General features: G+C 52.9%; 25 protein-coding genes. 6 read left to right on the plus strand and 19 right to left on the minus strand.

Going from position 1 to position 24,144, the window contains the following annotated elements:
• Positions 1-13: 13 nt before the first annotated feature.
• The 3 genes from LJN55_RS21935 to glpQ all read left to right on the plus strand — a co-directional run bounded on the left by LJN55_RS21935 (position 14) and on the right by glpQ (position 3,263).
• Complete coding sequence (locus LJN55_RS21935) at positions 14-487, plus strand: YehS family protein (RefSeq protein WP_133846831.1); 474 nt, start codon at positions 14-16, stop codon at positions 485-487.
• Positions 488-852: 365 nt separating this feature from the next.
• Positions 853-2,199 carry a glycerol-3-phosphate transporter gene (gene glpT / locus LJN55_RS21940; protein ID WP_133846832.1) on the plus strand — a complete coding sequence of 449 codons (1,347 nt, stop codon included), beginning with the start codon at positions 853-855 and terminating at the stop codon, positions 2,197-2,199.
• 14 nt (positions 2,200-2,213) lie between these two features.
• Complete coding sequence (gene glpQ, locus LJN55_RS21945; protein ID WP_227535283.1) at positions 2,214-3,263, plus strand: glycerophosphodiester phosphodiesterase; 1,050 nt, start codon at positions 2,214-2,216, stop codon at positions 3,261-3,263.
• A gap of 49 nt (positions 3,264-3,312) precedes the next feature.
• On the opposite strand, the gene yigL is transcribed toward glpQ, so the two are convergent.
• Together yigL and pldB are read right to left on the minus strand one after the other, a co-directional pair.
• A complete protein-coding gene (gene yigL, locus LJN55_RS21950) occupies positions 3,313-4,113 on the minus strand; it encodes a sugar/pyridoxal phosphate phosphatase YigL (RefSeq protein WP_133846834.1) in 801 nt (266 codons plus the stop codon).
• 63 nt (positions 4,114-4,176) lie between these two features.
• Positions 4,177-5,169, minus strand: a complete 993-nt coding sequence (pldB, locus tag LJN55_RS21955; protein WP_227535284.1) for a lysophospholipase L2 — start codon at positions 5,167-5,169, stop codon at positions 4,177-4,179.
• A gap of 114 nt (positions 5,170-5,283) precedes the next feature.
• Here pldB and rhtB point away from each other — a divergent pair, with 114 nt between their 5' ends.
• On the plus strand, positions 5,284-5,907 hold the full coding sequence (rhtB, locus tag LJN55_RS21960) for a homoserine/homoserine lactone efflux protein (protein WP_133846836.1): 624 nt from the start codon (positions 5,284-5,286) through the stop codon (positions 5,905-5,907).
• Positions 5,908-5,985: 78 nt separating this feature from the next.
• Here the strand turns inward: rhtB and recQ are convergent, their stop codons facing one another.
• Positions 5,986-7,818: an ATP-dependent DNA helicase RecQ gene (recQ, locus tag LJN55_RS21965; RefSeq protein ID WP_227535285.1), complete on the minus strand. Its 1,833-nt coding sequence runs from the start codon at positions 7,816-7,818 to the stop codon at positions 5,986-5,988.
• A gap of 67 nt (positions 7,819-7,885) precedes the next feature.
• Positions 7,886-8,764 (minus strand): phospholipase A, encoded by an 879-nt coding sequence (pldA, locus tag LJN55_RS21970; RefSeq protein WP_227535286.1) that lies wholly within the window; start codon positions 8,762-8,764, stop codon positions 7,886-7,888.
• 173 nt (positions 8,765-8,937) lie between these two features.
• On the opposite strand from pldA, the gene LJN55_RS21975 reads away from it, so the two are divergent.
• Together LJN55_RS21975 and rarD are read left to right on the plus strand one after the other, a co-directional pair.
• Positions 8,938-9,408 carry a thioesterase family protein gene (locus tag LJN55_RS21975; protein ID WP_227535287.1) on the plus strand — a complete coding sequence of 157 codons (471 nt, stop codon included), beginning with the start codon at positions 8,938-8,940 and terminating at the stop codon, positions 9,406-9,408.
• 4 nt (positions 9,409-9,412) lie between these two features.
• Positions 9,413-10,306: an EamA family transporter RarD gene (gene rarD / locus LJN55_RS21980; protein ID WP_227535288.1), complete on the plus strand. Its 894-nt coding sequence runs from the start codon at positions 9,413-9,415 to the stop codon at positions 10,304-10,306.
• A gap of 56 nt (positions 10,307-10,362) precedes the next feature.
• Here rarD and corA read toward each other — a convergent pair whose 3' ends face one another.
• The 15 genes from corA to LJN55_RS22050 all read right to left on the minus strand — a co-directional run bounded on the left by corA (position 10,363) and on the right by LJN55_RS22050 (position 23,920).
• Complete coding sequence (gene corA, locus LJN55_RS21985) at positions 10,363-11,322, minus strand: magnesium/cobalt transporter CorA (protein WP_133846841.1); 960 nt, start codon at positions 11,320-11,322, stop codon at positions 10,363-10,365.
• Between the two features lie 149 nt (positions 11,323-11,471).
• Positions 11,472-11,528 (minus strand): YsgD/CorL family protein, encoded by a 57-nt coding sequence (gene ysgD, locus LJN55_RS24105; protein ID WP_374760164.1) that lies wholly within the window; start codon positions 11,526-11,528, stop codon positions 11,472-11,474.
• Positions 11,529-11,614: 86 nt separating this feature from the next.
• The gene (gene uvrD / locus LJN55_RS21990) at positions 11,615-13,777 is read right to left on the minus strand and encodes a DNA helicase II (protein ID WP_171149787.1); all 2,163 of its coding nucleotides are present in this window, start codon (positions 13,775-13,777) and stop codon (positions 11,615-11,617) included.
• A 59-nt stretch (positions 13,778-13,836) separates the two neighbouring features.
• The gene (gene yigB, locus LJN55_RS21995) at positions 13,837-14,553 is read right to left on the minus strand and encodes a 5-amino-6-(5-phospho-D-ribitylamino)uracil phosphatase YigB (protein ID WP_159338542.1); all 717 of its coding nucleotides are present in this window, start codon (positions 14,551-14,553) and stop codon (positions 13,837-13,839) included.
• Entirely contained in the window at positions 14,553-15,461 is a 909-nt protein-coding gene (xerC, locus tag LJN55_RS22000) for a tyrosine recombinase XerC (protein WP_133846844.1), read from the minus strand. Before xerC ends, yigB begins: the two co-directional genes overlap by 1 nt.
• A complete protein-coding gene (locus LJN55_RS22005) occupies positions 15,458-16,165 on the minus strand; it encodes a DUF484 domain-containing protein (RefSeq protein ID WP_133846845.1) in 708 nt (235 codons plus the stop codon). Before LJN55_RS22005 ends, xerC begins: the two co-directional genes overlap by 4 nt.
• A complete protein-coding gene (gene dapF / locus LJN55_RS22010) occupies positions 16,162-16,986 on the minus strand; it encodes a diaminopimelate epimerase (protein ID WP_167864781.1) in 825 nt (274 codons plus the stop codon). The genes LJN55_RS22005 and dapF overlap by 4 nt, the downstream gene beginning before the upstream one ends.
• Before the next feature lie 27 nt (positions 16,987-17,013).
• Positions 17,014-17,214: an LPS translocon maturation chaperone LptM gene (lptM, locus tag LJN55_RS22015; RefSeq protein WP_227535290.1), complete on the minus strand. Its 201-nt coding sequence runs from the start codon at positions 17,212-17,214 to the stop codon at positions 17,014-17,016.
• Positions 17,215-17,420: 206 nt separating this feature from the next.
• The gene (locus LJN55_RS22020; RefSeq protein WP_227535292.1) at positions 17,421-18,359 is read right to left on the minus strand and encodes a hypothetical protein; all 939 of its coding nucleotides are present in this window, start codon (positions 18,357-18,359) and stop codon (positions 17,421-17,423) included.
• Positions 18,360-18,650: 291 nt separating this feature from the next.
• Entirely contained in the window at positions 18,651-19,295 is a 645-nt protein-coding gene (locus LJN55_RS22025; protein WP_227535293.1) for a hypothetical protein, read from the minus strand.
• Entirely contained in the window at positions 19,295-19,831 is a 537-nt protein-coding gene (locus LJN55_RS22030; RefSeq protein WP_227535295.1) for a hypothetical protein, read from the minus strand. Before LJN55_RS22030 ends, LJN55_RS22025 begins: the two co-directional genes overlap by 1 nt.
• A gap of 15 nt (positions 19,832-19,846) precedes the next feature.
• Entirely contained in the window at positions 19,847-20,323 is a 477-nt protein-coding gene (locus LJN55_RS22035) for a hypothetical protein (RefSeq protein WP_227535296.1), read from the minus strand.
• Positions 20,320-21,021 carry a hypothetical protein gene (locus LJN55_RS22040; RefSeq protein WP_227535297.1) on the minus strand — a complete coding sequence of 234 codons (702 nt, stop codon included), beginning with the start codon at positions 21,019-21,021 and terminating at the stop codon, positions 20,320-20,322. The genes LJN55_RS22035 and LJN55_RS22040 overlap by 4 nt, the downstream gene beginning before the upstream one ends.
• Positions 21,022-21,043: 22 nt before the next feature.
• Positions 21,044-23,227: a TcfC E-set like domain-containing protein gene (locus LJN55_RS22045; RefSeq protein ID WP_227535299.1), complete on the minus strand. Its 2,184-nt coding sequence runs from the start codon at positions 23,225-23,227 to the stop codon at positions 21,044-21,046.
• A 159-nt stretch (positions 23,228-23,386) separates the two neighbouring features.
• On the minus strand, positions 23,387-23,920 hold the full coding sequence (locus LJN55_RS22050) for a CS1 type fimbrial major subunit (protein WP_227535300.1): 534 nt from the start codon (positions 23,918-23,920) through the stop codon (positions 23,387-23,389).
• Between the last annotated feature and the right edge of the window lie 224 nt (positions 23,921-24,144).

Consider the following 24,144-nt stretch of genomic DNA (forward strand, 5'->3'; position numbering starts at 1 on the left):
ACAGAGAGTCCCTATGACCAATAACGATGTCCTGCGCAGCGTGCGTTACATGCTGAATTTAAGCGATGCTAAAGTTGTGAGCATTCTGGCGCTGGCAGAGAGCGAAGTAACAGAAGCCGAAGTGCACAGCTTCCTGAAAAAAGAGGATGAAGCCGGCTATCGCCCCTGCCCTGATGTCATCATGGGTTACTTTCTGAATGGTTTGATTTTTGAACGCCGTGGCAAAAGTGAAGACGCACCTGCGCCTTCTATCGAACGCAAGATGACCAATAACATCCTGATGAAGAAGCTGCGTGTTGCCTTCGACCTGAAAACCACCGACATTCTGGAACTACTGAAAAGTGCCGATTTTGCGGTAGGACAGTCAGAAATTGGGGCGATCTTCCGTAAACCTGGGCATAAAAATTACCGCGAATGCGGCGATCAAATTCTGCGTAACTTCCTCAAAGGCCTGACGATGAAAATCCGTCCGGTGAAGAAAGCCTAAGCGATTGACTGACTGATTAACGCCATCTGCTGGCGTTAATCTTTGTTCTTCTGCCAGATTAAAACCTTCCTTTTAGAACAAAATCACTCACCAAACGAAACCCACAGCCTTTATCTGGGTTTGCATATGTGACTATCCTCACACTTTATAGTTTCATTATGAAAATAAAACACCGATTTGTGATGTAGATATAGCCATCTCGTCATAAAACTGTAACATTTGCGCCATTCTTCACAGTCAGTTGTTCTGATTACGACTACGCTATGCGCGAAATGGAACATTTATTCCTGTTTTAACAGGATCCTGTTCCTCTACTCTGCGCATTCGAAGCCGGATGTCAGTCTTTCGAGCCATGGGAGGCCAAAATGTTACGTTTTTTCAAACCTGCTGCACATCAGCCCCGCGTTGATGACAGCCGCGTTGACCCGTTATACCGCAAGCTACGCTGGCAGATCTTTCTGGGGATATTCTTCGGTTATGCTGCCTACTACCTGGTGCGTAAGAACTTTGCCCTCGCGATGCCCTACCTGGTTGAACAGGGTTTCTCACGTGGTGACCTCGGCTTTGCGCTCTCCGGCATCTCTATCGCCTACGGTTTCTCAAAATTCATTATGGGGTCGGTCTCTGACCGCTCCAACCCGCGCGTCTTCTTACCTGCTGGCCTGATACTTGCCGCGGCAGTCATGTTGTTTATGGGCTTTGTCCCCTGGGCAACGTCCAGCATCATGGTGATGTTTGTACTGCTGTTCCTGTGTGGATGGTTCCAGGGGATGGGCTGGCCGCCGTGCGGTCGTACAATGGTGCACTGGTGGTCACAGAAAGAGCGCGGCGGCATTGTTTCCGTCTGGAACTGTGCGCATAACGTCGGTGGTGGTATCCCTCCACTGCTGTTCCTGCTCGGTATGGCCTGGTTTAACGACTGGAAAGCGGCGCTGTATATGCCTGCTTTTGGTGCCATTGTTATCGCCATCATTGCTTTTGCGCTGATGCGTGATACCCCGCAGTCTTGCGGCCTGCCGCCGATTGAGGAGTACAAAAACGACTATCCACCGAACTATGATGAGAAACATGAAGATGAGCTAACGGCTAAGCAGATCTTTATGCAGTACATCCTGCCGAACAAACTGCTGTGGTATATCGCGCTGGCTAACGTGTTTGTTTACCTGCTGCGTTACGGCATCCTCGACTGGTCACCGACCTACCTGAAAGAAGTGAAACACTTCACGCTGGATAAATCATCGTGGGCTTACTTCTTCTACGAGTACGCCGGTATCCCGGGTACGCTGCTGTGCGGCTGGATGTCGGATAAAGTCTTTAAAGGTAACCGTGGTGCAACAGGCGTGTTCTTTATGGTGTTGGTGACCATTGCCACCGTTGTGTACTGGATGAACCCGGCCGGTAATCCTGGTGTGGATATGGCCTGTATGATGATTATTGGCTTCCTGATTTATGGCCCGGTGATGCTGATTGGTCTGCATGCCCTGGAGCTGGCACCGAAGAAAGCGGCGGGTACCGCAGCAGGCTTTACCGGTCTGTTTGGCTACCTCGGTGGGTCCGTTGCCGCCAGTGCTATCGTCGGCTATACCGTTGATTACTTCGGCTGGGATGGCGGCTTTATCATTATGATCGGCGGCTGTGTGCTGGCGGTGATCCTGCTGACGATGACGATGTTCAGCGAGAAGAAACACAAACAGGGCCTGAACTCACTCTGATTGAAGGGAACATTATGTTGAAAAACGTTATCGCTACCTTACTTCTCACCACCTCTCTCGCGGCGACAGCCGCGAGTTCTTCGCCTGTCGTGATTGCGCATCGTGGGGCCAGCGGTTATCTGCCGGAGCACAGCCTGCCGGCAAAAGCGATGGCCTATGCTCAGGGAGCGGATTACCTTGAGCAGGATCTGGTGATGACCAAAGACGATCATCTGGTGGTGCTGCATGACCATTATCTGGATCGGGTGACGGATGTTGCCACGCGTTTCCCCCATCGCGCACGGGCTGACGGACGTTATTACGCCATCGACTTTACCCTTGCCGAGATCAAGAGCCTGGCGTTTACCGAAGGCTTTACGCTTGAAAACGGCAAAAAGGTGCAGACCTTCCCAGACCGCTTCCCGATGGGGAAATCTGATTTCCGTGTTCATACCTTTGAGGAAGAACTGGAGTTTATTCAGGGCCTGAACCACTCCACCGGCAAAGACATCGGGATTTATACCGAAATTAAAGCCCCGTGGTTCCACCGCAAAGAAGGCAAGGATATTTCAGCCAAAGTGCTGGATGTCCTTAAGCAGTATGGTTACAGCAGTAAGACCGATAAGGTTTATGTGCAGTGCTTTGACTATAACGAAGTGAAGCGCATCAAGACCGAGCTGGAACCTCAGCGGGGAATGAATCTGAAGCTGGTGCAGCTGATCGCCTATACCAAATGGGATGAAACTCAGGAGCAGCGCGACGGTAAGTGGGTGAACTACGATTACGATTGGATGTTTGCGCCGGGTGCGATGAAAACCATCGCCCAATACGCCGACGGTATCGGCCCGGATTACCATATGCTGGTGGCGCCAGGCGCAAAAACCGGCAATGTGCCGCTGAACGATATAGTGAAAGAGGCACACCAGAATCATCTGGTGGTGCATCCGTACACGGTACGCGCCGATCAGCTACCGCCTTATGTCAGCAACGTCGATCAGCTGTACGACCTGCTGTACAACAAAGCGGAGGTTGATGGTCTGTTTACTGATTTCCCGGATAAAGCCGTTCGTTTCTTAGGTCGATAACTATCGGATGACTAAAGGGCCGATCGAACAGTTGATCGGCCCTGCAGACTTACACGTGATACAGCTGACGCAGGAAGTTCGGCACGGCCTGATCGGCATTCGACCCGATCACTTCCAGCTCCGGTAAGATATCTTTCAGGCGCTGATGAGAGTTGCTCATGATGCAGCCTTTGCCCGCCATACTCAGCATCTCTTTATCATTCATACCGTCACCAAAGGCAATGCACTCCTGTAACGAGAAGCCCAGTGATTTTGATACCGCATCCAGCGCGTGCCCTTTCGACACACCGCCCGCCATCACTTCCAGGCAGGTTGGCAGCGAGAAGCTGACGTTAACCCGATCACCCCAGCGCGCAATCAGCGCCAACTCCAGTGGGACCAGCAGTTCCGGGATGGCGCAGGTGAAGAACACCTTGCTGATGCCGTCGGTCGACAGCTGGCCCGGCTCATAGATCTGATAGTTGAAGTCAGACTCGCGGAAGAAATCCATCTCTTCAGGACGGTGGCGGTTCAGGAACCACTCTTCATCCCGATACACGTTGGTGTAGATATCAGGGTTGGCGTGCTGCATGGCGAACAGTTCAAGCGCGATATCTTCATCCAGGTTGTGACTGAAAACCAGCTCACCGGCGGTGTTATGCACCCGCGCCCCATTTGAGGTGATCATGTAAGCATCGATGCCCAGGCTGTCACGCATCTGCGCCACGTCGATGTAATGGCGGCCCGTTGCAAAGACAAAATGGATGCCTTTACGTGTCAGCAACTGTAACGTTTCGCGGGCATAAGGGGAAAGCGTGTGGTCCGGTGACAGCAGCGTGCCATCCAGATCTGAAGCAACAATACGGTACATAACACCTCTGATTAATATTTCTGGCGGGCTGTCAGTACCCACCGGCAAAGTCATTCTGTCCACTCAGCAGTGGCGGGAAAAAAAGGCCAGGATGGCCTCCAGCGCTTCGCTGCGCATGCTGTCTTTCTCAAACAGGATCTCGTGGCGGGCACCGTCGATAATCATCGGCTTACTCCCTTCGCAGGGCTGGCCGGCGGCCACCATCGTCTGGCAAAACAGATCCTGAGCGCGGTTATCCACCACTTTATCGTCAGCGGCCTGGAGCAGCAGCAGCGGCGTCGATATCTTCGCCGCCTGGCTTAAAATACTGTGCCCGGCGCGTACCCCTTCTCTCACCCAGTGATAAGTGGGGCCACCCACACGCAGGCCCGGATCGTCGGCATAAAAACGCAGGTTACGGCGATAGCGTTCACGGCTGTGCGTCAGTTCGTTAATGGCGAACGGGCGCGCATGCCATTTTCCGGTCCCCAGAGCATAACCCTCGCGTACCGTCGGATATTTTTCCGCCCAGTTAAGGATAGAGTTGGCCATCCATAACGGCATCGGCAGGAAGATGCCAAACATCGGCGATGCCAGCGCCACTGCATCAAACGCCGCAGGCTGGCGAGCCAGCATCAGCGCCAGTATCGCCCCGCCCATCGAATGGGCCAGTGCATAACGGCGGCGATAGTGACGTGTGACAATCTCTTTCAAATACAGGGTTTCGAGGTCGTCGACATAATCTTCGAATTCAACCACATGGCCACGGTGAGAATCCTGCAATAACCGCCCGGATCGTCCCTGCCCGCGATGATCGATAATGATGACATCATAACCGCTATGGAACAGGTCATAGGCCAGCTCCGGGTATTTCACATAGCTTTCAATGCGCCCCGGGCACAGCAGTATCACCTTATCGTGTTGCGGTGAGATGAAACGGACGTAGCGGATCGGGACGTTTTCAACACCGAAAAACTCATCCTCTTCACGCAATTTCCAGAAATCCAGCAACGGGCCTGTAGCAAATGCCGCAAAGGCTTTTTCCCGCGTCGTCCAGTTGTGTTTACGATGTTCCATCAGGCTCATTTCCAGAAAGGACTCTCCCTTAAAAAAGGGGCAGGGTTCCCCGTAGCGCCGCATTCAACAATAACGTATTGTGTCACAAATGAGCGTTTTTCGGGAGTTTTACGCATGACCATCGAGTGGTGGCTGACCTATCTGTTAACAACCAGCATCTTAAGTCTGTCGCCAGGTTCTGGCGCAATCAATACCATGAGCACCGGTATCAGCCACGGTTATCGCGGTGCGGTCGCCTCAATCTCCGGCCTTCAGGTTGGGCTGTCGCTGCATATTGTGCTGGTCGGCATTGGGCTGGGTGCGCTGTTTTCCCAGTCGTTACTGGCCTTTGAAATTCTTAAATGGGCCGGGGCGGGCTACCTGGTCTGGCTGGGTATTCAACAGTGGCGATCGGCCGGGGCGATCGATCTGAATGCGGTTGCCAAAGCGATGCCGCGTCGTAGGCTGTTTAAACGCGCCGTGCTGGTGAATCTGACCAATCCAAAAAGTATTGTGTTCTTGGCTGCCCTCTTCCCGCAGTTCATTCTGCCGCATCAGCCGCAGGCGATGCAGTATCTGGTCCTGGGCGTCACGACCGTAGTGGTGGATATTATCGTGATGATTGGCTATGCCACGCTGGCCACACGCATCTCCGCGTGGATCAAAGGACCGCATCAGATGAAATTGCTAAACCGGATTTTTGGGGGCTTGTTTATTGCGGTAGGTGCACTGCTGGCCTCGGCACGAAGAATCGCCTAACAGAACCCGGGTCGGGCATGCCCGACCCCTACAAAAACTGTCGCGGCCGATAATTTATCGATCGGCCCACATCAAACATTACTCGTCGTCGTCACCGTCGACATGCTCTTTGATCATCACCATAAACGGCCTGCCAAAACGCTCCAGCTTCTTATGCCCGACGCCATTCACACTCAACATCTCGGATGCTGTCAGCGGCATTTGCTCCGCCATTTCAATCAGCGTTGCATCGTTAAACACCACATATGGCGGAACATTGGCTTCATCGGCGATGGATTTACGCAGCTTGCGTAGTTTGGCAAACAGCTTGCGGTCATAACTTCCGCCATAGGATTTCTGGCTGCTGTTACGCGGTTTAATACTCACCAGGCGAGGAACCGCCAGCATCAGCGGCACTTCACCACGTAAGGTGGGGCGTGCGGCTTCCGTCAGCTGTAATGCTGAGTGCATGGCGATGTTTTGCGTCACCAGCCCAAGGTGAATCAACTGGCGTAACACGCTGGTCCAGTGCTCATGGCTCTGCTCACGGCCGATGCCATACACCGGTAATTTGTCGTGCTGCATATCGCGGATGCGCTGGTTATTGGCGCCGCGCAGGATCTCGACGATATACCCCATCCCGAAACGCTGCCCAACGCGATAAATACAGGAGAGTGCTTTTTGCGCCTCGACCAGGCCATCATAACGGCGCGGTGGATCAAGGCAGATATCGCAGTTGTCGCAAGGCTGCTGACGCCCCTCACCAAAATAGTTCAGCAAGACCAGACGACGGCAGGTCTGCGCTTCGGCAAACGCACCCATCGCATTCAGCTTATGGCGTTCAATATCCTGTAGCGGCCCCGGTGTTTTCTCTTCCAGACACTTACGCAACCAGGCCATATCGGCCGGATCATACAGCAGCAGCGCCTCGGCTGGCAGGCCATCACGCCCCGCACGCCCGGTTTCCTGATAGTAGGATTCGATATTGCGCGGGATATCAAAGTGCACCACAAAACGCACGTTGGGTTTGTTAATGCCCATACCAAAAGCCACGGTCGCCACCACGATTTGCAGGTCATCGCGCTGGAAGGCTTCCTGCACATGAGCACGGTGTGCGTTATCCATGCCCGCATGATAGGCGCCAACGCTCAGGCCACGGCTTTGCAGACGGGCTGCGGTGTCTTCCACTTTGGCCCGGCTGTTACAGTAAATGATGCCGCACTTGCCGCGCTGATCCTGCACATAGCGCAGCAGCTGTTCGGTAGGTTTGAATTTTTCCACCAGCGTATAGCGGATATTGGGGCGGTCAAAGCTACTGACCTGGATGAGCGGGTCATCAAGCTGCAGCAGACGGGCAATGTCGTTACGCGTGGTTTCATCGGCGGTGGCGGTCAGCGCCATCACCGGGACATCCGGCAGGCGATGACGTAGCTGGCCCAGCGCACCGTATTCCGGGCGGAAGTCGTGGCCCCACTGGGAAATACAGTGGGCTTCATCCACCGCCAGCATCGCCGGATTCCAGTGCGTCAGCTGCTCGAGGAAGTTGTCCATCATCAGACGTTCAGGGGCAATGTACAGTAGACGGATGCGACCGGTACGGCAGCCTGCCATCACTTCCTGCTGCTCTTCACGGTTCTGCGTCGAATTGAGGCAGGCCGCCGCAACGCCGTTTGCCAGCAGTTGGTCCACCTGGTCTTTCATCAACGAGATCAACGGCGACACCACCAGCGTCAGCCCCTCACGCACCAGCGCAGGGATCTGATAACAGAGTGATTTTCCGCCGCCGGTTGGCATAACGACCAGACAGTCACGCCCGTTGAGCGACTCCTGAATGATGGTTTGTTGCCCCGGACGAAACTGCTGATAGCCGAAGGTATCGCGTAATACCTGCTCTGCCAGCGTTTCTTTATTGATGACTGCTGCCGTAGACACGTTGTCCCCACATCTGAAATAACAAGAATTCTGGCCGGGTTGATTGCTCAACCCGGTCACGACGACCTTAGAACAGGTCGTTGAGCGTCACGCCCACACCGACGCGCGTTTGACGGTGGTTATAGTCGATTAACGACTCGCCATAACCACTAAACACCTGCGTATAGAAACGCACATGATCGGTCATCGGGTAGCTCCAGCCCAGTTCAGCGCCGCCGTAGCCGCTGTTCCAGTTGTAGTTGCTCCTCACACTGAAGATGCTCTCGCCCCACTGGTAGCCCACCGTCAGGCGATAATAACCCATGTACTTAGTGATATCCGGGTTATCGTCATTATTTTCACTTTCTGGAAGACGGTACCAGGGTTTGACCTCAACCATCCAGTTGCCGTTTTCTGCCATCAGTCGGGCATAGACACGGTTCCAGCTACGCGATGTCGGATCGGATCGGCCGTTAGACTCATGATTCAGGCCCGTTTCCACATCGCGTAACGTCCAGCCAGCGAAAGAGTAATCCGTGGCCCAGCCAAGAAAGATCTGCGGCTGATAGTTGGTTTCACGAAACGGTGAAGAGGCACCACGATTAGATAACTGCCACCAGGACCGTTGAGTATAGGACGCCGCCAGCACCGAGTTATCGCCGAGAATGCCACGCCATAACGGGAAGGCCAGGCTTAACTGGAACTTCACTTCATCATGTTTGGCTTTATTTCCCCAGTCGTAAGACTCGATCGCTTCCTTGTTAATATTACTGGTAGCTGTATAAAGCAGATAGTTGTTTTCGTAAGGAAAAAGGATAAACGGGTTATCGTGCTTCTCCAGCAAGTTGGCAATAATGCTGCCGCGAACCGCAGGCTGATCGTGAACATCTTTTACGGTAGCGGTCTGTGCCAGCACCAACGTCGGAAACAGAATTGCTGATGCCAGCAATCCTTTCAGCAGAGCCATAGGGTTCTCCCAGAGAGGCGGATAAGTGAATAAAAAGCACGCCATTCTACACAGAAACATCCAGGGGGATTAGTGCTCATTTCCGAAAGTGGAAAGCACCTTCAACGAAGCATATTATACACACTCCGTTAACCTGATTTTTCATTCAGATCGCATTACAGGAAGACCCGCTAATGTCAGCAGTACCTATGGATCAGGCTGCCGCTCGCCGCCTGATTGGCGAAATTTTTGTCTACCATATGCCGTTCAACCGCGCACTGGGGCTGGAGCTGGACCGACTGGAGTCGGATTACGCAGAGATAAGCCTGGCGAATCAGACCATGCTGGTCGGTAACTCTGCTCAGAGAATATTGCACGGTGGCGTGATCGCTTCCGTACTGGATGTCGCTGCCGGTCTGGTGTGCGTCACCAGCGCGCTGACACGCCAGGAAAGCATCACTGAAGAGGAGTTACGCCAGCGCCTGTCGCGCATGGGAACCATCGACCTGCGGGTGGATTATCTGCGTCCCGGCCGTGGTGAACGCTTTACGGCCAGCAGCAGTCTGTTACGTGGTGGTAATAAAGTGTCGGTTGCCAGGGTCGAGTTACACAACGATGTCGGTGTTCATATTGCCAGCGCCACTGCTACCTATCTGATCGGTTAACTTCATGAATCCACAGCACACTCGCCAGGGCATTTTCTTTGCTCTGGGCGCTTATTTTATCTGGGGCATTGCTCCGGTTTACTTCAAGCTCATCCAGCAAGTTGCCCCCGGGGAAATTATGACCCACCGGGTGATCTGGTCATTTTTCTTTATGCTGGTGCTGCTCACCGCCAGCCGACACTGGCGCAATGTCCGTACGGTTATCCAGCACCCCAAAAAGGTGCTGCTGCTGGCGCTCTCCGCCGTCGTGATTTGCGGTAACTGGCTGCTGTATATCTGGGCGGTGAATAATCACCATTTGCTGGAGGCCAGTCTGGGTTACTTTATTAACCCGTTGCTGAACGTTCTGGTGGGGATGGTGTTTCTCGGGGAACGCTTTCGGCGCCTGCAATGGCTGGCAGTGGCACTCGCGGCCTGCGGCGTACTGATACAGGTGTGGCAGTTTGGTTCCGTGCCGGTGATCGCTCTCAGTCTCGCCATCAGCTTTTCATTCTATGGCTTGCTGCGTAAAAAAATAGCCGTTGATGCCCAAAGCGGAATGCTGATTGAAACCAGCTGGCTGTTAATCCCTGCGGCAATCTATCTGTTCGCGATAGCCGACAGCCCCACCAGCCATCTGGGAAGCAACCCACTGAGCCTCAACTTGATGCTGGCCGCTGCCGGGGTGATCACCACGGTTCCGCTGATGCTGTTTACTGCCGCTTGCACACGTTTGAAACTGTCCACCGTCGGCTTTTTCCAGTATCTGGCACCCACGCTGATGTTCCTGCTAGCCGTATTATTTTACGGAGAGCAAATGACACCCGATAAAGTCGTGACCTTTGGCTTTATCTGGACAGCGCTGGCGCTCTTTATTGCCGATGCTCTGTTGGCATTACGCCGATCGTCGGCCGTATAGCGCGATAAGCAGAAATAAAAAAATCGCCTCTCAGGCGATTTTTTTTATCGAGCGGCTTACAGCCAGTTCTTACGCTTAAAGTAGGCGTAAGGTGCCAGACCGGCGAGGATCATCAGGCTAATCGCCCCTGGATAGCCAAAGCTCCATTTCAGCTCAGGCATAAACTCGAAGTTCATCCCGTAGCTGGAGGCCACCAGGGTAGGCGGCAGGAAGACCACCGATACCACCGAGAAGATCTTGATGATGCGGTTCTGTTCGATGTTGATAAAGCCCATCGCCGCCTGCATCAGGAAGTTAACTTTCTGGAACAGGGATTCATTGTGCGGCAGCAGGGATTCGATATCGCGCAGGATCTCGCGAGCCTGCTCCAGCTGATTGCCTGGCAGACGCGCCTTACGTACCAGGAAGTTAAGTGCACGCTGGGTATCCATCAGACACAGGCGCACCTTCCAGCCGATATCTTCCAGCTCTGCCAGCGTCGACAGTGCTTCATCAAACGCATCGCCCTGCTGTCCTTCCATAATCACGCGGCTCAGTTTTTCCAGATCGCTGTAGATATTCTCGATCTCATCCGCCAGCTGTTCGATTTTTGTCTCAAACAGATCGAGCAGCAGCTCGTAAGCATTTCCGTCGCTCAGAACCTGATTACGGGCACGCATACGGTAAAGACGAAACGCCGGGAGTTCACGTTCGCGCAGGGTATACAGGCGCCCTTCACGAATGGTGAAGGCCACCGTCGAGTTACCCGCGTGATCGTCAGCATCTTCATAGAAGAAAAATGAGTGAATATGCAGACCATCTTCATCTTCGAAGAAACGTGCGGAGGCTTCGATATCTTCCAGTTCAGGGCGGGTCGCAAGGCTCTGGCCCAGTTCGGTTTGTACCCGATCTCGTTCAGCTTCTTCCGGTTCGATCAAATCGACCCAGACGGAACCGATCAGCTCGTCCCTGGCATCAGCATCATCCAGTTCAAGGCGGGTCAGACGGTTTTGGTCGAGTTTAAATGCGCTCAACATTAGCTGTACTCCCAATTCACAGTAACAAAATGGGACAGAGCGCTTGAACACGGGAAACAGATGTTTCAGTCAGCGAGCAAAACTGACTCAGAGCGACGGGACATGCGGTCGCCAACAACCACGAAGGCTATCGGCAAAAGAGGATAGCCTTAGGAGTTGTACCTGAAATGCAGGTCAGTGAGCCAGTATGTACTGGGTGTGTCCAAGGCGAATGTCCTCTTAGGGTAATGGTGGGCGCATGTTACGCTGAGACTAAAAAGGCGTCAAGCGGGGCCATGCGCCCTTCTGGGCGTCACATCGCTTCCAGTTTGGCATAAGCAGCCACCAGCCACTTAATGCCCTGTCCCTGGAACGCCACCTGGAGTCGGCTATGCTCGCCACTGCCTTCCAGATTAACGATAGTCCCTTCGCCAAACTTGGCATGATGCACCCGCTGGCCGAGGGCGAAACCACTGTCATTTTTCGCGATCGGCGTCCCCATGCGCTGATGGTTGGCAGGGCGGCTGACGCTGGCACGCAGACGAACCTCCTCCACGCACTCTTCAGGCAACTCTCCGATAAAGCGCGATGGGCGGTGATACACTTCCTTACCATAAAGCCGTCGGGTTTCGGCATAGGTCAGGGTCAGTTTCTGCATCGCACGCGTCACACCAACGTAGGCCAGGCGACGTTCTTCTTCCAGGCGGCCACCTTCATCCAGCGACATCTGGCTGGGGAACATGCCCTCTTCCATGCCGACAATAAACACCTGCATAAACTCCAGCCCTTTGGCGGAGTGCAGGGTCATTAACTGCACGGCATCCTGCCACTTGTCGGCCTGCCCTTCACCGGCCTCAAGAGCGGCATGGGAGAGAAACGCCTGCAGCGGCATCAGGTCCTGGTCTTCATCCTGATAGCTGTACTGTCGTGTGGCATTAACCAGCTCCTCAAGGTTTTCGATACGTGCCTGGCCCTTCTCGCCTTTTTCCTGCTCATACATCAGCCACAAACCGGAATCTTTGATCACCCGGTCCGTCTGCACATGCAGCGGCATCTCAGCGGTTTCCTGCGCCAGTGAATCGACCAGTTCGGTAAAGCGCTGTAAGGCCGATGCGGCACGCCCGGCCAGCGCTTTTTCCTGCAACAGGACGCGCGTGGTTTGCCACAGCGTGAGCTGACGTTCACGTGACGTCTGGCGGATGACATCCAGCGTCCGGTCGCCTATGCCTCGGGTCGGCGTGTTGATCACGCGCTCAAAGGCGGCATCGTCATTACGGTTGGAGATCAAACGCAGATAGGCCAGCGCATCCTTGATTTCCTGGCGCTCGAAGAAGCGCATACCGCCATAGATCCGGTACGGCATACTGGTTTGCAACAGCGCTTCTTCCAGCACGCGCGACTGGGCGTTACTGCGATAGAGGATCGCGCAGTCATTCAGCGCGCCGCCATTCTCCATCCACACCTTAATGCGGTTGACCACAAAGCGCGCTTCATCGAGTTCATTGAAGGCACAGTAAACCGCAATTTGCTCGCCATCGCTGTCTTCGGTCCACAGCTCTTTACCCAGGCGGCCACTGTTATTAGCAATCAGGGTATTCGCTGCTTTCAGAATATTGTTGGTCGAGCGGTAGTTTTGCTCAAGACGGATGGTTTCCGCACCGGGGAAATCTTTGAGGAAGCGCTGGATGTTTTCCACCTGCGCGCCACGCCAGCCATAGATAGACTGATCGTCATCCCCCACGATGATCACTTTACCGGTGTCACCCGCCAGCATACGGATCCACGCATACTGGATGTTGTTGGTATCCTGGAATTCGTCCACCAGGATATTGGTAAACCGTTCGCGGTAGTGATTGAGGATATGCGGTTTGTTCAGCCACAGCTCATGAGCACGCAGCAGCAGCTCGGCAAAGTCCACCAGACCGGCGCGATCGCAGGCTTCCTGATAGGCCTGGTAAATACGCAGCCAGGTCTGTTCAATCGGGTTACCGTAACTTTCGATATGTTTCGGACGCAGCCCTTCGTCTTTTTTGCCATTGATGTACCACATCCCCTGACGGGCAGGCCACTGCTTCTCATCCAGATTCATCGCTTTGATCAGGCGCTTCAGCAGACGCAGCTGATCTTCACTGTCGAGGATTTGGAAGTCCTGCGGCAGGTTGGCATCGAGATGGTGCGCGCGCAGCAGACGGTGCGCCAGCCCGTGAAACGTCCCGATCCACATACCGCCCTGGCTGGTACCGATGAGCTGTTCGATACGGTGGCGCATCTCGGCCGCCGCTTTGTTGGTGAAGGTCACCGCCATAATCGAATAGGGAGAGCAGTTTTCCACTGCCATCAGCCAGGCAATGCGATGCACCAGCACGCGGGTTTTACCACTGCCCGCACCCGCCAGCACCAGCAGGTTGCTGCGCGGCGCGGCAACGGCTTCGCGTTGTTTGTCATTCAAGCTGTCGAGCAGTTCAGAAACGTCCATAGGCACCGTCGGGGATCGGGGGCAGCATCAGGCCGCCCACTGGATATTTAACCAGCTTATTATATCAGCGCGGTCAGCGATGCCAACCGGGAAATTTCCAGCGTGGGAAGCAGGCGGGTGTCGTTAATATGCATCAGGTTGCCTTCGCGCAGGTTAATCCAGCATGACTGCATGCCGTAACGGATAGCCCCGGCGACATCCGTGGTGAGATCGTCACCCACATGCAGGATATTTTCAGCAGACAGATTTAACCGCTCTGCCGCCAGCTGATACATATCATGGAAAGGTTTAGCGCGGCCATCCGGCCCGGCACGCAGGGTAAACTGGAAGTACTTATCCAGGCCACAAAGGTGGGGTTCCGCATTGCCGTTAGTGATCGCCACCAGCGGGATGCGCTGAGCCAGAGCCGCGAGCGTAGCGTGCGTCTCTTCAGGCATCTCAATCTCGCTGCGCCAGCGGGCAAAGACGGCCATGACGTCATGTGACCCCCTCAGCGCCTGCGTTGACGGCAGCCCCACATCCAGCATCACCTGCTCGACAGCGCGGCGACGCCACTCGCTGACATCATGATAAATGTCAGGCTCGGCGGCCAGCAGGCGGTCACGCACCTGCTGATACTGTGACACGCTGTAGTCCTTCAGCGCGGGATGATACGCCTGAAGCGCGCTGTGAGATTCCCGCGTGGTGCGCAGGATCACCGGGTGGTTGTCATACAGCGTGTCATCAAGATCGAAGGTCATTGCCGCAACAGGGCGTAAAGGCCGGTAAAAGTGCATCAGGATTTTCCTCGTTTCGCACGGGGATGGGCAGCATCGTAAACCGACGCCAGGTGTTGAAAGTCGAGATGGGTATAGATTTGCGTGGTAGTCAGGTTGGCATGCCCGAGCAGCTCCTGCACGGCACGCAAATCACCACTGGATTCCAGCATATGCGTTGCAAATGAATGACGTAGTTTATGCGGATGAACATGGCTGGACAGCCCCTGTTTAACGCCCCACTCAGCAAAACGCTTTTGTACGTTACGCGCTGAAATGCGCTTGCCCTGCTTCGACAGGAATAACGCAGTGTCCTCTGGTGCAAACAGCTCACGCATCACCATCCAGTGCTCAACCCAATGGACGGCGGTCCGGCCAATCGGCAGACGGCGCTCTTTGCTGCCTTTACCGATCACCCACACTTCACCGGAAGCGAGGTCAAGATGACTCAGGTCAATACCCACCAGTTCGGACAAACGCAAGCCGGCACCGTACATCACCTCCAGCATCGCGCGATCGCGAACGGCCAGCGGGTCATTGAGGTCAATGTCCAGCAGCTTGTCGACTTCATCGACATCAATATTTTTGGGAAGATGCCGTGCAGCGCGCGGCGTGGCAACGCCTTTCGCCGGGTTAGCGTTGATGACGCCCTGGCTGATCAGCCAGTCGAGGAAGCTACGTAATGCGGAAAGCCTCAGCGCCAGGCTCGCGGGCTTCAGCCCGCTGCGACTGCTGCGGGCCGCCAGTGAGCGCACCAGGGCAGCATCCAGCCGTGGCCAGTCACTCACGTTCAGTTCATCCAGCAGGGCTATGACAGCACTGAGCTGGCGCTGATAGCTCTCCTGAGTGAGAGGACTGAGCTGACGCTCCACTTTCAGATAACGCAGGAAGCCCTCTACGGCTGGCAGCAGGGGCGACTCGCTATTCACGCGCGTTCTATCCAGCGTGACAGCAGCTGGGGCAACATCAGCGACAGATGCTGTAACAACACCGTACCCATGCCCGACTGGTAATGCTGATTGTCGCGGCTGCTGAAGATCAGTACGCCGAGGTCACCCTCTTCACCCAGCAGCGACATCGCGACCGAACCAATGGCTTTTGCCTGTGGCAACAGTAACAGTAACTCCGGGCCATTAAGACTACCAAGATAGTGATTCTGTTTACCCAAACGCTGAATGCGTACAGATTCAAATGCCTGACGCGGCAGCGCCAGCTGCGTAAAGTCGGAAGGGGCACCGATGCGCCATTTCTCAGCGAACAGCCGAATATTTGCCCCCGCAAGGCCAAATTCACGCGCCCAGCGATGGAGGCGGTTAAGCATGTCATGCAGACTGGTGGCCGAGGCGAGACGCCCCTGCAGGGCGAACAGCCGATCAAATAGCTGCTGATTTGCGCTGGCCTGCTCCATCAACAGCGTAATGTCTTCTTCCAGCTGGTGAATATGATTGCGCTGACGCGCCAGCTGCCACTCCACCAGCGAGACGGTGCCGCGGATTGGATGCGGCACGATCATCTGTTCAACCTGGCGGGCATTGCGGATAAAGAAGTCTGGATTTTGCATCAGGAACTCACTGACCGTACGATCGTCTAGTAAGATTTCGCCAGCGTCCTGTTGTTCCCCGACATTTTTCATAAATGAATAAACCCGTCATATACGTGAGTGGCAGGACCGGTCATATACAGGGGATGCCCCGGACCTTTCCATGCGATATTGAGCGTGCCGCCAGGCAGGTCAACCCGCACTTTTTCCGCCAGCAACGTCTGCTGTATCCCGATCGCGACGGCGGCGCATGCACCGCTGCCACAGGCCTGGGTTTCACCCGCGCCGCGTTCATACACGCGCAGACGGATATGTTCACGGCTAACCACTTCCATAAAGCCAACGTTGACCCGCTCAGGAAAACGTTCGTGGCTTTCCAGCACCGGCCCCAGTGTTTCCACCGTGGCAGTTTTTACACTCTCAACCTGTAAGACACAGTGTGGGTTACCCATCGATACGACACCACACATCACAGTTTGCTCAGCCGCGCGCATCAGGTAGATGTTTTCCGCTTTGTTGGCACGGAAAGGTACCTGCTGTGGTTCGAAATTGGGTTCGCCCATGTTCACGCACACCAGTTCATCTTGGTTAACGCTTAACACCATGCGGCCGGTTTGGGTGCTGACGCGGATATCATTTTTATTGGTCAACCCTTTCAGGCGAACGAAACGGGCAAAACAGCGTGCACCGTTGCCACACTGTGCCACTTCGCTACCGTCGGCATTAAAAATACGATAATGGAAATCAAGATCGGGATCGTAAGGCGGCTCGACGATCAGTAGCTGATCAAAGCCGATCCCCAGATGACGGTCGGCCAGGCGACGGATCAGTTCGGGTGAAAAATAGACATTTTGCGTGACGGCATCAACCACCATAAAGTCGTTGCCTAGGCCGTGCATTTTTGAGAACTGCATTTTCTGCTCCGCCGGGTGCGTCATAGTTTACTGAGCCGGTTGCGCACTCTGTCCGCGGGTCGTGGCAGGCGTCTGCCCTGACGTGGCGGATGGCGTCGTTGGGGTAGTCTGCTGAACCTGTGGTTTAGCTGGCTCATCTTTGGGGAAATAGAGCGGGCCTTTCAGGCCACATCCCGTAAGGCTGACCACAGCCAGTACCAGAGCCAGCGGGAATCGTATTTTCTTCATTCTTGTTCTGCTCGTTAAAGATACCTTTTGCCGTCTATCATCGCAGGTGAAGTTCGAAAAGCAACAGGAAAAGCGCAATCCCTGGTGCCGTATTCACCATCAGGAGCATCAGGGGCACAGCGGTAAAAGAGGGAACAGAACAGACGGCCAGAGAAAGGATGCCAGCGAAACACCGCCCACGGCCGCAAGCGGTTTCTCTTTAACCGTTACGCTTTAGTGGCAATAGTAAAGGTCAGCACATCGCTGTAGTCGCCCTTTTTAATGCCCTTCGGTGCAAAGGTGCGGAAAATGGGCATAAAACAGGTTTTCCCGCCTTCCAATAACGGCAGCGCGGATAAAGAGGTGTTAGGCAGATCAATTTTACTGCTTCCGCTATCCAGCGTCAGCTGGTAAGGAATACTCTGCGTATTATCCTGCAGGCCTTTCAACTGATACTGGTTATTTACCATACCGTTCTGATTACTGGCATTAATAATAAACTGCTTATTGGCAACGCCAGAGTCAGTATACCGCAGGCACAACTGGTCACTGCTGGCGCTAAAAGGAATCACCTGCTCCCCGTTTTTTATTTCACCGAGATCCCAGTCGGGAGCAGTGACAGTTATAATCGGATCGGGTTTTGGTGGATTTGTAGGAGTTGATATTGATTTGCACGTCCCCTCACCACCCAGGGTAATATAGGTGCCAGTATTATCGGCCATGTCTGTTCCATACATGCGATTACCAGCGCGAATAAAGACTGCAGGCCACGCTGATAGTCCGCCAGAATTAAAGGTGATAGAAGCATAAAGGCTAATCTGGAGTCCATAACCCCAGTAACCACCGCTGCCGTACAGCATCACATAGCCTCCTTCACCCACATATTTCAAATTACCGGGATATCCTCCAAGTGAGAAAGAATTGGGTATAACGCTAACTGGTACTCCGTCCGCTGTGTAATTGTAGAGCAGGAACCCACGCGATACAATCGGCGTTAGGATATCACTATAGTAAATATTAACGCTAACCGTGCTTGTGCCGTCACCATTATCAATCATTCTGCAATCAGAATACCTAAATGCAACTTTTCCATAATCTAGCGCATAACCATTCATCGACAGACTTAGAAGTAACATCCCCGAAAACCAACCTACAATTCTTTTCATTGCTCATTCCTTACTCACATCTTTTTCTATCTACAAACTAGTGGCTGAGGGGGGCTGATACCTTTATTAAACAGTAACCGATATCAATTTCTGCTTACATCAGTTCCTGTCCCCTCAGATTTGAGTAGCAATAGTAAAGGTCAGCACGTCACTGTAATCACCCTTTTTAATGCCCTTCGGTGCAAAGGTGCGGAAGGTAGGCATATGCGGTTACGAGTGTCTTACTATATGCAACATTCATCGACAGGCTCAAAAATAGAAAAACCCAAAATCCTGGGCTCATCATTTTTCTTAAGATTTGCATAGCACTTTTCCATCGATTTCCAGGCGATTACCGGTTATGACTTTCGGTGTCCCCGGATAAATATTAAAATCATCCATCCGCTGACCATCCACTTTACTATTTTTCGCCTGATAGCGCGTGTTGCCGGTTGCTGTCAGCGTGATGGCGTTAGCACGGCAGGCGGCACGAATACTGCTGGTCTGCTTGTCGGGCAGCTGCCGCACGAGTGCACTGAAGCTCAGGTTAACCGCTATCCCGGCGGCAGAGTTTGCCCGGCCGCTGCCGGATATCTCGATGGCCGGCTTCACGTCCAGCCGGTAAACGGTTTCCTGGGTGACGGCAGCCAGCGATTTAAGATTAATCGTTTTCGACTGGCCGCGCGCCAGGGACAGTTTGAACGGATAGGCATAGAGCTGCGGGTTACGGGCCAGCCCTATTGGCTCAAGCTTTTCCTGTTCATACGGCACGCCGGGGTTGACCAGTCTGGAAAGCGAGACCGTCACATATTCAACATGGTCACTTTTATTAATAATGGTTACCTGCGGGGCATCCTCTTTCCCGGCAATCTCAATCATTTTCGGCATCAGATCAATCACCGCGCTGGCGGGAAAACCTGCGAGCAATATCCCTATACCCAGAACGTGTTTAAGCATTATTTCACCACGGGTTCAAAGGTGAGCGACAGCACGCCGCTGTAAGTACCCGTCACCGATTTAAAGTTACCGGCAGGCGGATAGCCTGAAATATTCAGTAAATAATGGCCGATACTGTCTTCACCGTCGCTCGATGCCGGTGGATTAGTCAACATGACGTTATCCGCCACCTTCAACAGCAGCGGCCTCTCACCTATCAAGCCGAGCTTTACCGTCATATCCCGGAACAGTAACTCGGGTTTAGCCTGATTTTGTAATATCAACGGAGCATCCAGATGTACCTGAAAGGTGCCGCTTGTAGAGGTAATACGCAGCGGTGCGTCAACCGAATAGGGGGAGTCAAAAGCCCCGAGCTGTTCCATTTTCAACTCCTGATCGTACCAGCCACCGTTTTCATCGGTGACAAACAAATTGTCTTCTTTGACCACATGCCCGCTGATTTTACTGGTTATTTTACCCTTCAGGATCACCGCACCCTGGCTCAGACCCGGGAGCAGGCAAAATAACAGTAGTGCTATTTTTAGTATGGATACCATTACGGTCCCTCTGCGTTATAGGTTAGCAGATGCTGCACCCAGTTGATAAACCACGACGCCATAGCCGATGCTGACCGATAGCGGTACCTGTGTATTATCACTGGTCACGCCCTGCACGCTGATATGTTCACGCGGGCGAAAAGTCACGCGCCAGATTTTGCGCTGCTCAGGCTTACGGAGTTCCTTAACACTGATCTCCCGCTGTTGCTGCGGCCCCAGTACCAGACGCATCGGACTGATCAGTAGCGATGGTGAGGCCACTTCGCCCACCGGACTCCGGACTTCCGGGTTTGTCAGAGGCGTTTGTACCAGCTCCTGAGTGATATCCAGATACAACGGCGAGTCACCGATATTTTTCACCGTCAGCTTGCCCGTGCGATCGGGCCCACCTAAGGTCATTTCGCTGTGTGAAATGCGTAGTACACCCGCTGCCTGCGACACAGGGGTCAGCAGGCATAAACCGAGTACCACACTCACCAGCAAGCGCATCACGGACAGCTCACCGTCGTCGGCTCATCGTTAACATTCATGACGATCTTACTGGCATTAAACTTCTGTGGTACGCCCGGGAACAAACCGACAGCGGCCGGAGGCGTTTTTTGTGCCGGGGTGAACTTCATGTCCGACAAACGTACACGCACATTTCCACTGTTGGTCAGGGTGATTTGTTTGCCTTCGCAGCGATATGTCCAGCTGCTTTTCTGATTACGTGGTGCTGGCATATGTCGCACCAGCACGCCATACCCAATGGCGACCGTCATTGGTGCGCTGATTTTATCCTGCGGCGCATTTTCTACCTGAAGCGAATGTACCGGGGTGATATACAGGCGGTACACACCTTCCTGCACGGGCTCTTCCAGTGATGTCAGGCGGATATCGCGGCTCTGGTTCGGCCCCAGCGTCAGCTTTTCTGGCGTTGCCAGCACGGCCGGATGGGGCAGGTCGCGCATCATGACTTTCTTTTCAGGATACATACCCGGATTCATCACTTTATCCAGTCTTACAGACAGATAGAGCGGTGCATCACCGACGTTACGCACCTTGATCATTTGCGGATGCGCATTAAACAGGCGTGTACTGGCCGGAAGTACCATCAGTTCTCCGTCAGCGAGTGCTGAGGGTGTCGAAAACAGTAACCCACCTGCCATCGCCGGTATCGCCAACATGGTCAGCAATAATTTTTTATACATAGATACTCTCACTCGTTAAAATTTAAGGCCGTAGCGGCAGACACTGATAATCATTGCCTTTAGGCTTGGTCAAATCGCAGCGGAAACTGCCCTGCTTACCATCGACCGTCACCTGTTGCAGCACACCTTTACTGGCAATAGAGAACAGACCGTTCTGATAAACGTTATCCCCGGTTTCAGAAATGACGCCGCTGACGGGTTGCCCCTGCACTGTTTTCATAAAGCCGTTGTACAACAGGTTAATATCTACCGTGGCTTTGGCGTTGTAGACCTGTCCAGGGTGCGAACGCACAATATTGGCCGGTATTTCAATGTTCATATCCATATCATTGCTGCGGGTCATAACCTGTGCAAACGGGATATCCGTATATTGTTTCAGCGGAACAGCGTAGCGATGACCACCGGCAACCGGTGCCCCTTCCACACTAAAGCCATAATCCAGGGCTTCTATTTTTGGTGTCTCCAGTATCATTGCTGCACCGCTGTAGCTGTAATTGCCCAGTGCAATGCCCTGAGAATTCGCCGCCACCATGCCACGATAGTTAAAATCTGCATTGGTACTGTTTTTATCATGGCCAACGTTAATTGACGCATCGCCACGCGTACCGGAACGGTTGGCATACATATTGACATTGGTATCATTGCCAATGCGGTTAACCGTGGTGCCGGCGGTCGTTTTACCGAAGTCGTCGTCGTAGCTTTTACGGTAATCGCCACTCAGCTGCGTTTGCCCGCCAGAGCGCGCTGCGCTGAAACTGGCCTGTGAGTTATTCAGCGTCCAGCTGGTATTCAGATAGACACCATAATTCCCTGCTGACTGCTGGTAACCGCCCTTTTGTACGCCCAGGGCAAAGTTGGCCCACAGTCCGTTCGGACGATAGTTCCAGCGCACCTCTGCCTGCTGTTGTTCGCTGTTCGAGAAGCGCCGATAGCTGTAACTTAACATCGCGCCTTTCAGCAGATAGCTGTAAGTAAGGCTGGTACTGCTGGATCCTGCGTAAAAATGCGATACCTGATTGTTCTGATAACGACTGAGGGAGAGCGTGCCTAATTTATCGCTACTGGCATTTATACTGACGTAGCCCCCGGTTTTCTTTTCGCCGCTCAACAGCCCTAACGTCGGTACAACCTTAAACAGTCCCGCCACCATTGTGCGGGTCAGGTTAAGTTCTGCTGCCCACTTACCGCGCCCACCCCGTATTACGGAGGTATTCATAAAGAACCAGCGCATATCCTGGCTCCAGGAGGCCTGCAGCATCGACAGGTTACTTTGCGTTTCGCGGCCAGCGGTCAGGCTCCAGGCATTCTGTCCGCTGCCAAAGTTAACGTTATTAACTTCGCGTTCTTCTTTTTTTATCAGCCGGCCGTTATGGTCAACCAGTCTGATCTCCAGTGGGTAATAACCACCAGGTAGATCGGAAAAATCGATCTCATTTCGCCCCAGGACTGCCGGGCGCTTAAGCAACATACGGCCGTTACGATAAAACTCGTAGTTACCTTCCGAGGTGGCATACAGCACCAGTGACCCCTTGTTCGGGTTACTTAACAGGTGAGTTTGACTTCCCACGGTGAAAAACTGGTTAAAACCGCTGGTCAGCAGCGTACTGATCGAACCGGATGAGTAATCAACGCTATTTTGTTTACCCGTTCGAACATAGATGTCAGCGAAATTTTTCTGCATATACCAGGATGAAACACCCTGCGTATCAGTGCTCTGATTCTCTCTTTCTGTACGGCTGGCATACCAACTAAGAAAACCAAAGGACTGAGAGGGCAGCCCAAGCCAGGCATTGCCGTTAATGTTCATTGCACGATAACTCTCAGAGGAGGCGCGCAGGTCAACCGACTGATTATGAACCAGACCAAAATTTGTGGCCGGCACAATATAATCACTGTTTGCATCACGAATGGTTATGGTGCGTTTAACTTTATCAACAGAGACGCGATAACCTTCCAGCGTTAAATCACAGCCGTTATGACATTGTTGATAATCAAATTTTTCAAATATCTTTAGCAGCGTGGAAATATCTTTAGCATTGACACCGTTCGCTAAATACTTTTTCCTGTTAAACGTTAATTTCCCATCCTGTCGGGAAATGCTAATAAAGTCAGGAAGTGTATTACCGTTAAAGGTTGCTAAATAACGCGCATCCCCCTCTAAATCTGCCGCACTGAATCCAGCGGGTACATTATAAGAAATCTTCATTTGGGCAAATAGAACCGGAGAGTTCATTGCAAAAAAAAGACAAAGCCATCCCTGATAATGAAAGCTGATTTTTTTTTGGTGAGTCATATCCATATTCCTCTACCAGGATGTTTATGCAAAAAAAACCCCGGCTTAACCGGGGTTAAACTAAGCTATCATTTACTCTGAAGCAGTTGATGGCTCAAAAAGCATAACCAGGTCACCGCTGTAGCTACCATTCAGGCTTGGTTTACCCGCACCAGGGGTGGCTGGTGCATCAACCTTGACGGTCAGATTGTATACACCGTCATAGCCGTCATCAGTTTTCACTACCTGGGTCACTTTCTGTGCCGCGCCCGTTTTCAATTCCAGATCGCCCTGACCGCTACCAAAAGTCACTTTTGGATTCAGCATTTCATAATTCGGGCCAGCCAGTTTCAGGTCCTGAGAAAGAGAAATATTAAAATCAGCATTCTTGGTCCATACGCGAACAGGCAGAACTTTAGAGAAACTCTTCTGTTTGTAGTCAGTCGCTTCCAGCTCTTCGGTGTTGTACCAGGAAGAACCATCTGGTTTGGACACAAACATCCCATCATTAATCTGCGCAGTCAGCGTGATTTTTTTGGAAACAGAATCAGCGGTGGTCGCAGCGTGAGCAGCCCCAGCGATAAAAAGAGTCATTGCCATTGCCAGTGCAATATTGCTGAGTTTCATAAAATTCATCCATAATATATTTAACTAAGTCACCTTCATGATGACCATCCCCCCAAGGTGTAAAGCACCTTGCCTGTAATATAAATTACAGGCAAAGCGCCTATCACTTGTTAATAGGATGAGATGTAGTTTACATGTCAAAATTGATGGATGCATTATGACAAACCCCGCCACATAAAAACAAATAAATGAGCAATATAAATATATATACGATGAAAAACATC

Origin of the sequence: Erwinia rhapontici (genome assembly GCF_020683125.1) — a bacterium.
Lineage (GTDB): Bacteria > Pseudomonadota > Gammaproteobacteria > Enterobacterales > Enterobacteriaceae > Erwinia > Erwinia rhapontici.

Bases quoted from the DNA above. Each gene is read 5' to 3' on its own strand.
- LJN55_RS21935 (WP_133846831.1), top strand. From the start codon at position 14: ATGACCAATAACGATGTCCTGCGCAGCGTGCGTTACATGCTGAATTTA.
- corA (WP_133846841.1), bottom strand. From the start codon at position 11,322: ATGTTGAGCGCATTTAAACTCGACCAAAACCGTCTGACCCGCCTTGAA.
- rarD (WP_227535288.1), top strand. From the start codon at position 9,413: ATGAATCCACAGCACACTCGCCAGGGCATTTTCTTTGCTCTGGGCGCT.
- glpQ (WP_227535283.1), top strand. From the start codon at position 2,214: ATGTTGAAAAACGTTATCGCTACCTTACTTCTCACCACCTCTCTCGCG.
- lptM (WP_227535290.1), bottom strand. From the start codon at position 17,214: ATGAAGAAAATACGATTCCCGCTGGCTCTGGTACTGGCTGTGGTCAGC.
- yigB (WP_159338542.1), bottom strand. From the start codon at position 14,553: ATGCACTTTTACCGGCCTTTACGCCCTGTTGCGGCAATGACCTTCGAT.
- LJN55_RS22030 (WP_227535295.1), bottom strand. From the start codon at position 19,831: ATGGTATCCATACTAAAAATAGCACTACTGTTATTTTGCCTGCTCCCG.
- LJN55_RS22025 (WP_227535293.1), bottom strand. From the start codon at position 19,295: ATGCTTAAACACGTTCTGGGTATAGGGATATTGCTCGCAGGTTTTCCC.
- rhtB (WP_133846836.1), top strand. From the start codon at position 5,284: ATGACCATCGAGTGGTGGCTGACCTATCTGTTAACAACCAGCATCTTA.
- yigL (WP_133846834.1), bottom strand. From the start codon at position 4,113: ATGTACCGTATTGTTGCTTCAGATCTGGATGGCACGCTGCTGTCACCG.
- LJN55_RS22005 (WP_133846845.1), bottom strand. From the start codon at position 16,165: ATGAAAAATGTCGGGGAACAACAGGACGCTGGCGAAATCTTACTAGAC.
- dapF (WP_167864781.1), bottom strand. From the start codon at position 16,986: ATGCAGTTCTCAAAAATGCACGGCCTAGGCAACGACTTTATGGTGGTT.
- LJN55_RS22050 (WP_227535300.1), bottom strand. From the start codon at position 23,920: ATGAAACTCAGCAATATTGCACTGGCAATGGCAATGACTCTTTTTATC.
- uvrD (WP_171149787.1), bottom strand. From the start codon at position 13,777: ATGGACGTTTCTGAACTGCTCGACAGCTTGAATGACAAACAACGCGAA.
- LJN55_RS22045 (WP_227535299.1), bottom strand. From the start codon at position 23,227: ATGAAGATTTCTTATAATGTACCCGCTGGATTCAGTGCGGCAGATTTA.
- LJN55_RS21975 (WP_227535287.1), top strand. From the start codon at position 8,938: ATGTCAGCAGTACCTATGGATCAGGCTGCCGCTCGCCGCCTGATTGGC.
- pldA (WP_227535286.1), bottom strand. From the start codon at position 8,764: ATGGCTCTGCTGAAAGGATTGCTGGCATCAGCAATTCTGTTTCCGACG.
- LJN55_RS22020 (WP_227535292.1), bottom strand. From the start codon at position 18,359: ATGAAAAGAATTGTAGGTTGGTTTTCGGGGATGTTACTTCTAAGTCTG.
- pldB (WP_227535284.1), bottom strand. From the start codon at position 5,169: ATGGAACATCGTAAACACAACTGGACGACGCGGGAAAAAGCCTTTGCG.
- LJN55_RS22040 (WP_227535297.1), bottom strand. From the start codon at position 21,021: ATGTATAAAAAATTATTGCTGACCATGTTGGCGATACCGGCGATGGCA.
- glpT (WP_133846832.1), top strand. From the start codon at position 853: ATGTTACGTTTTTTCAAACCTGCTGCACATCAGCCCCGCGTTGATGAC.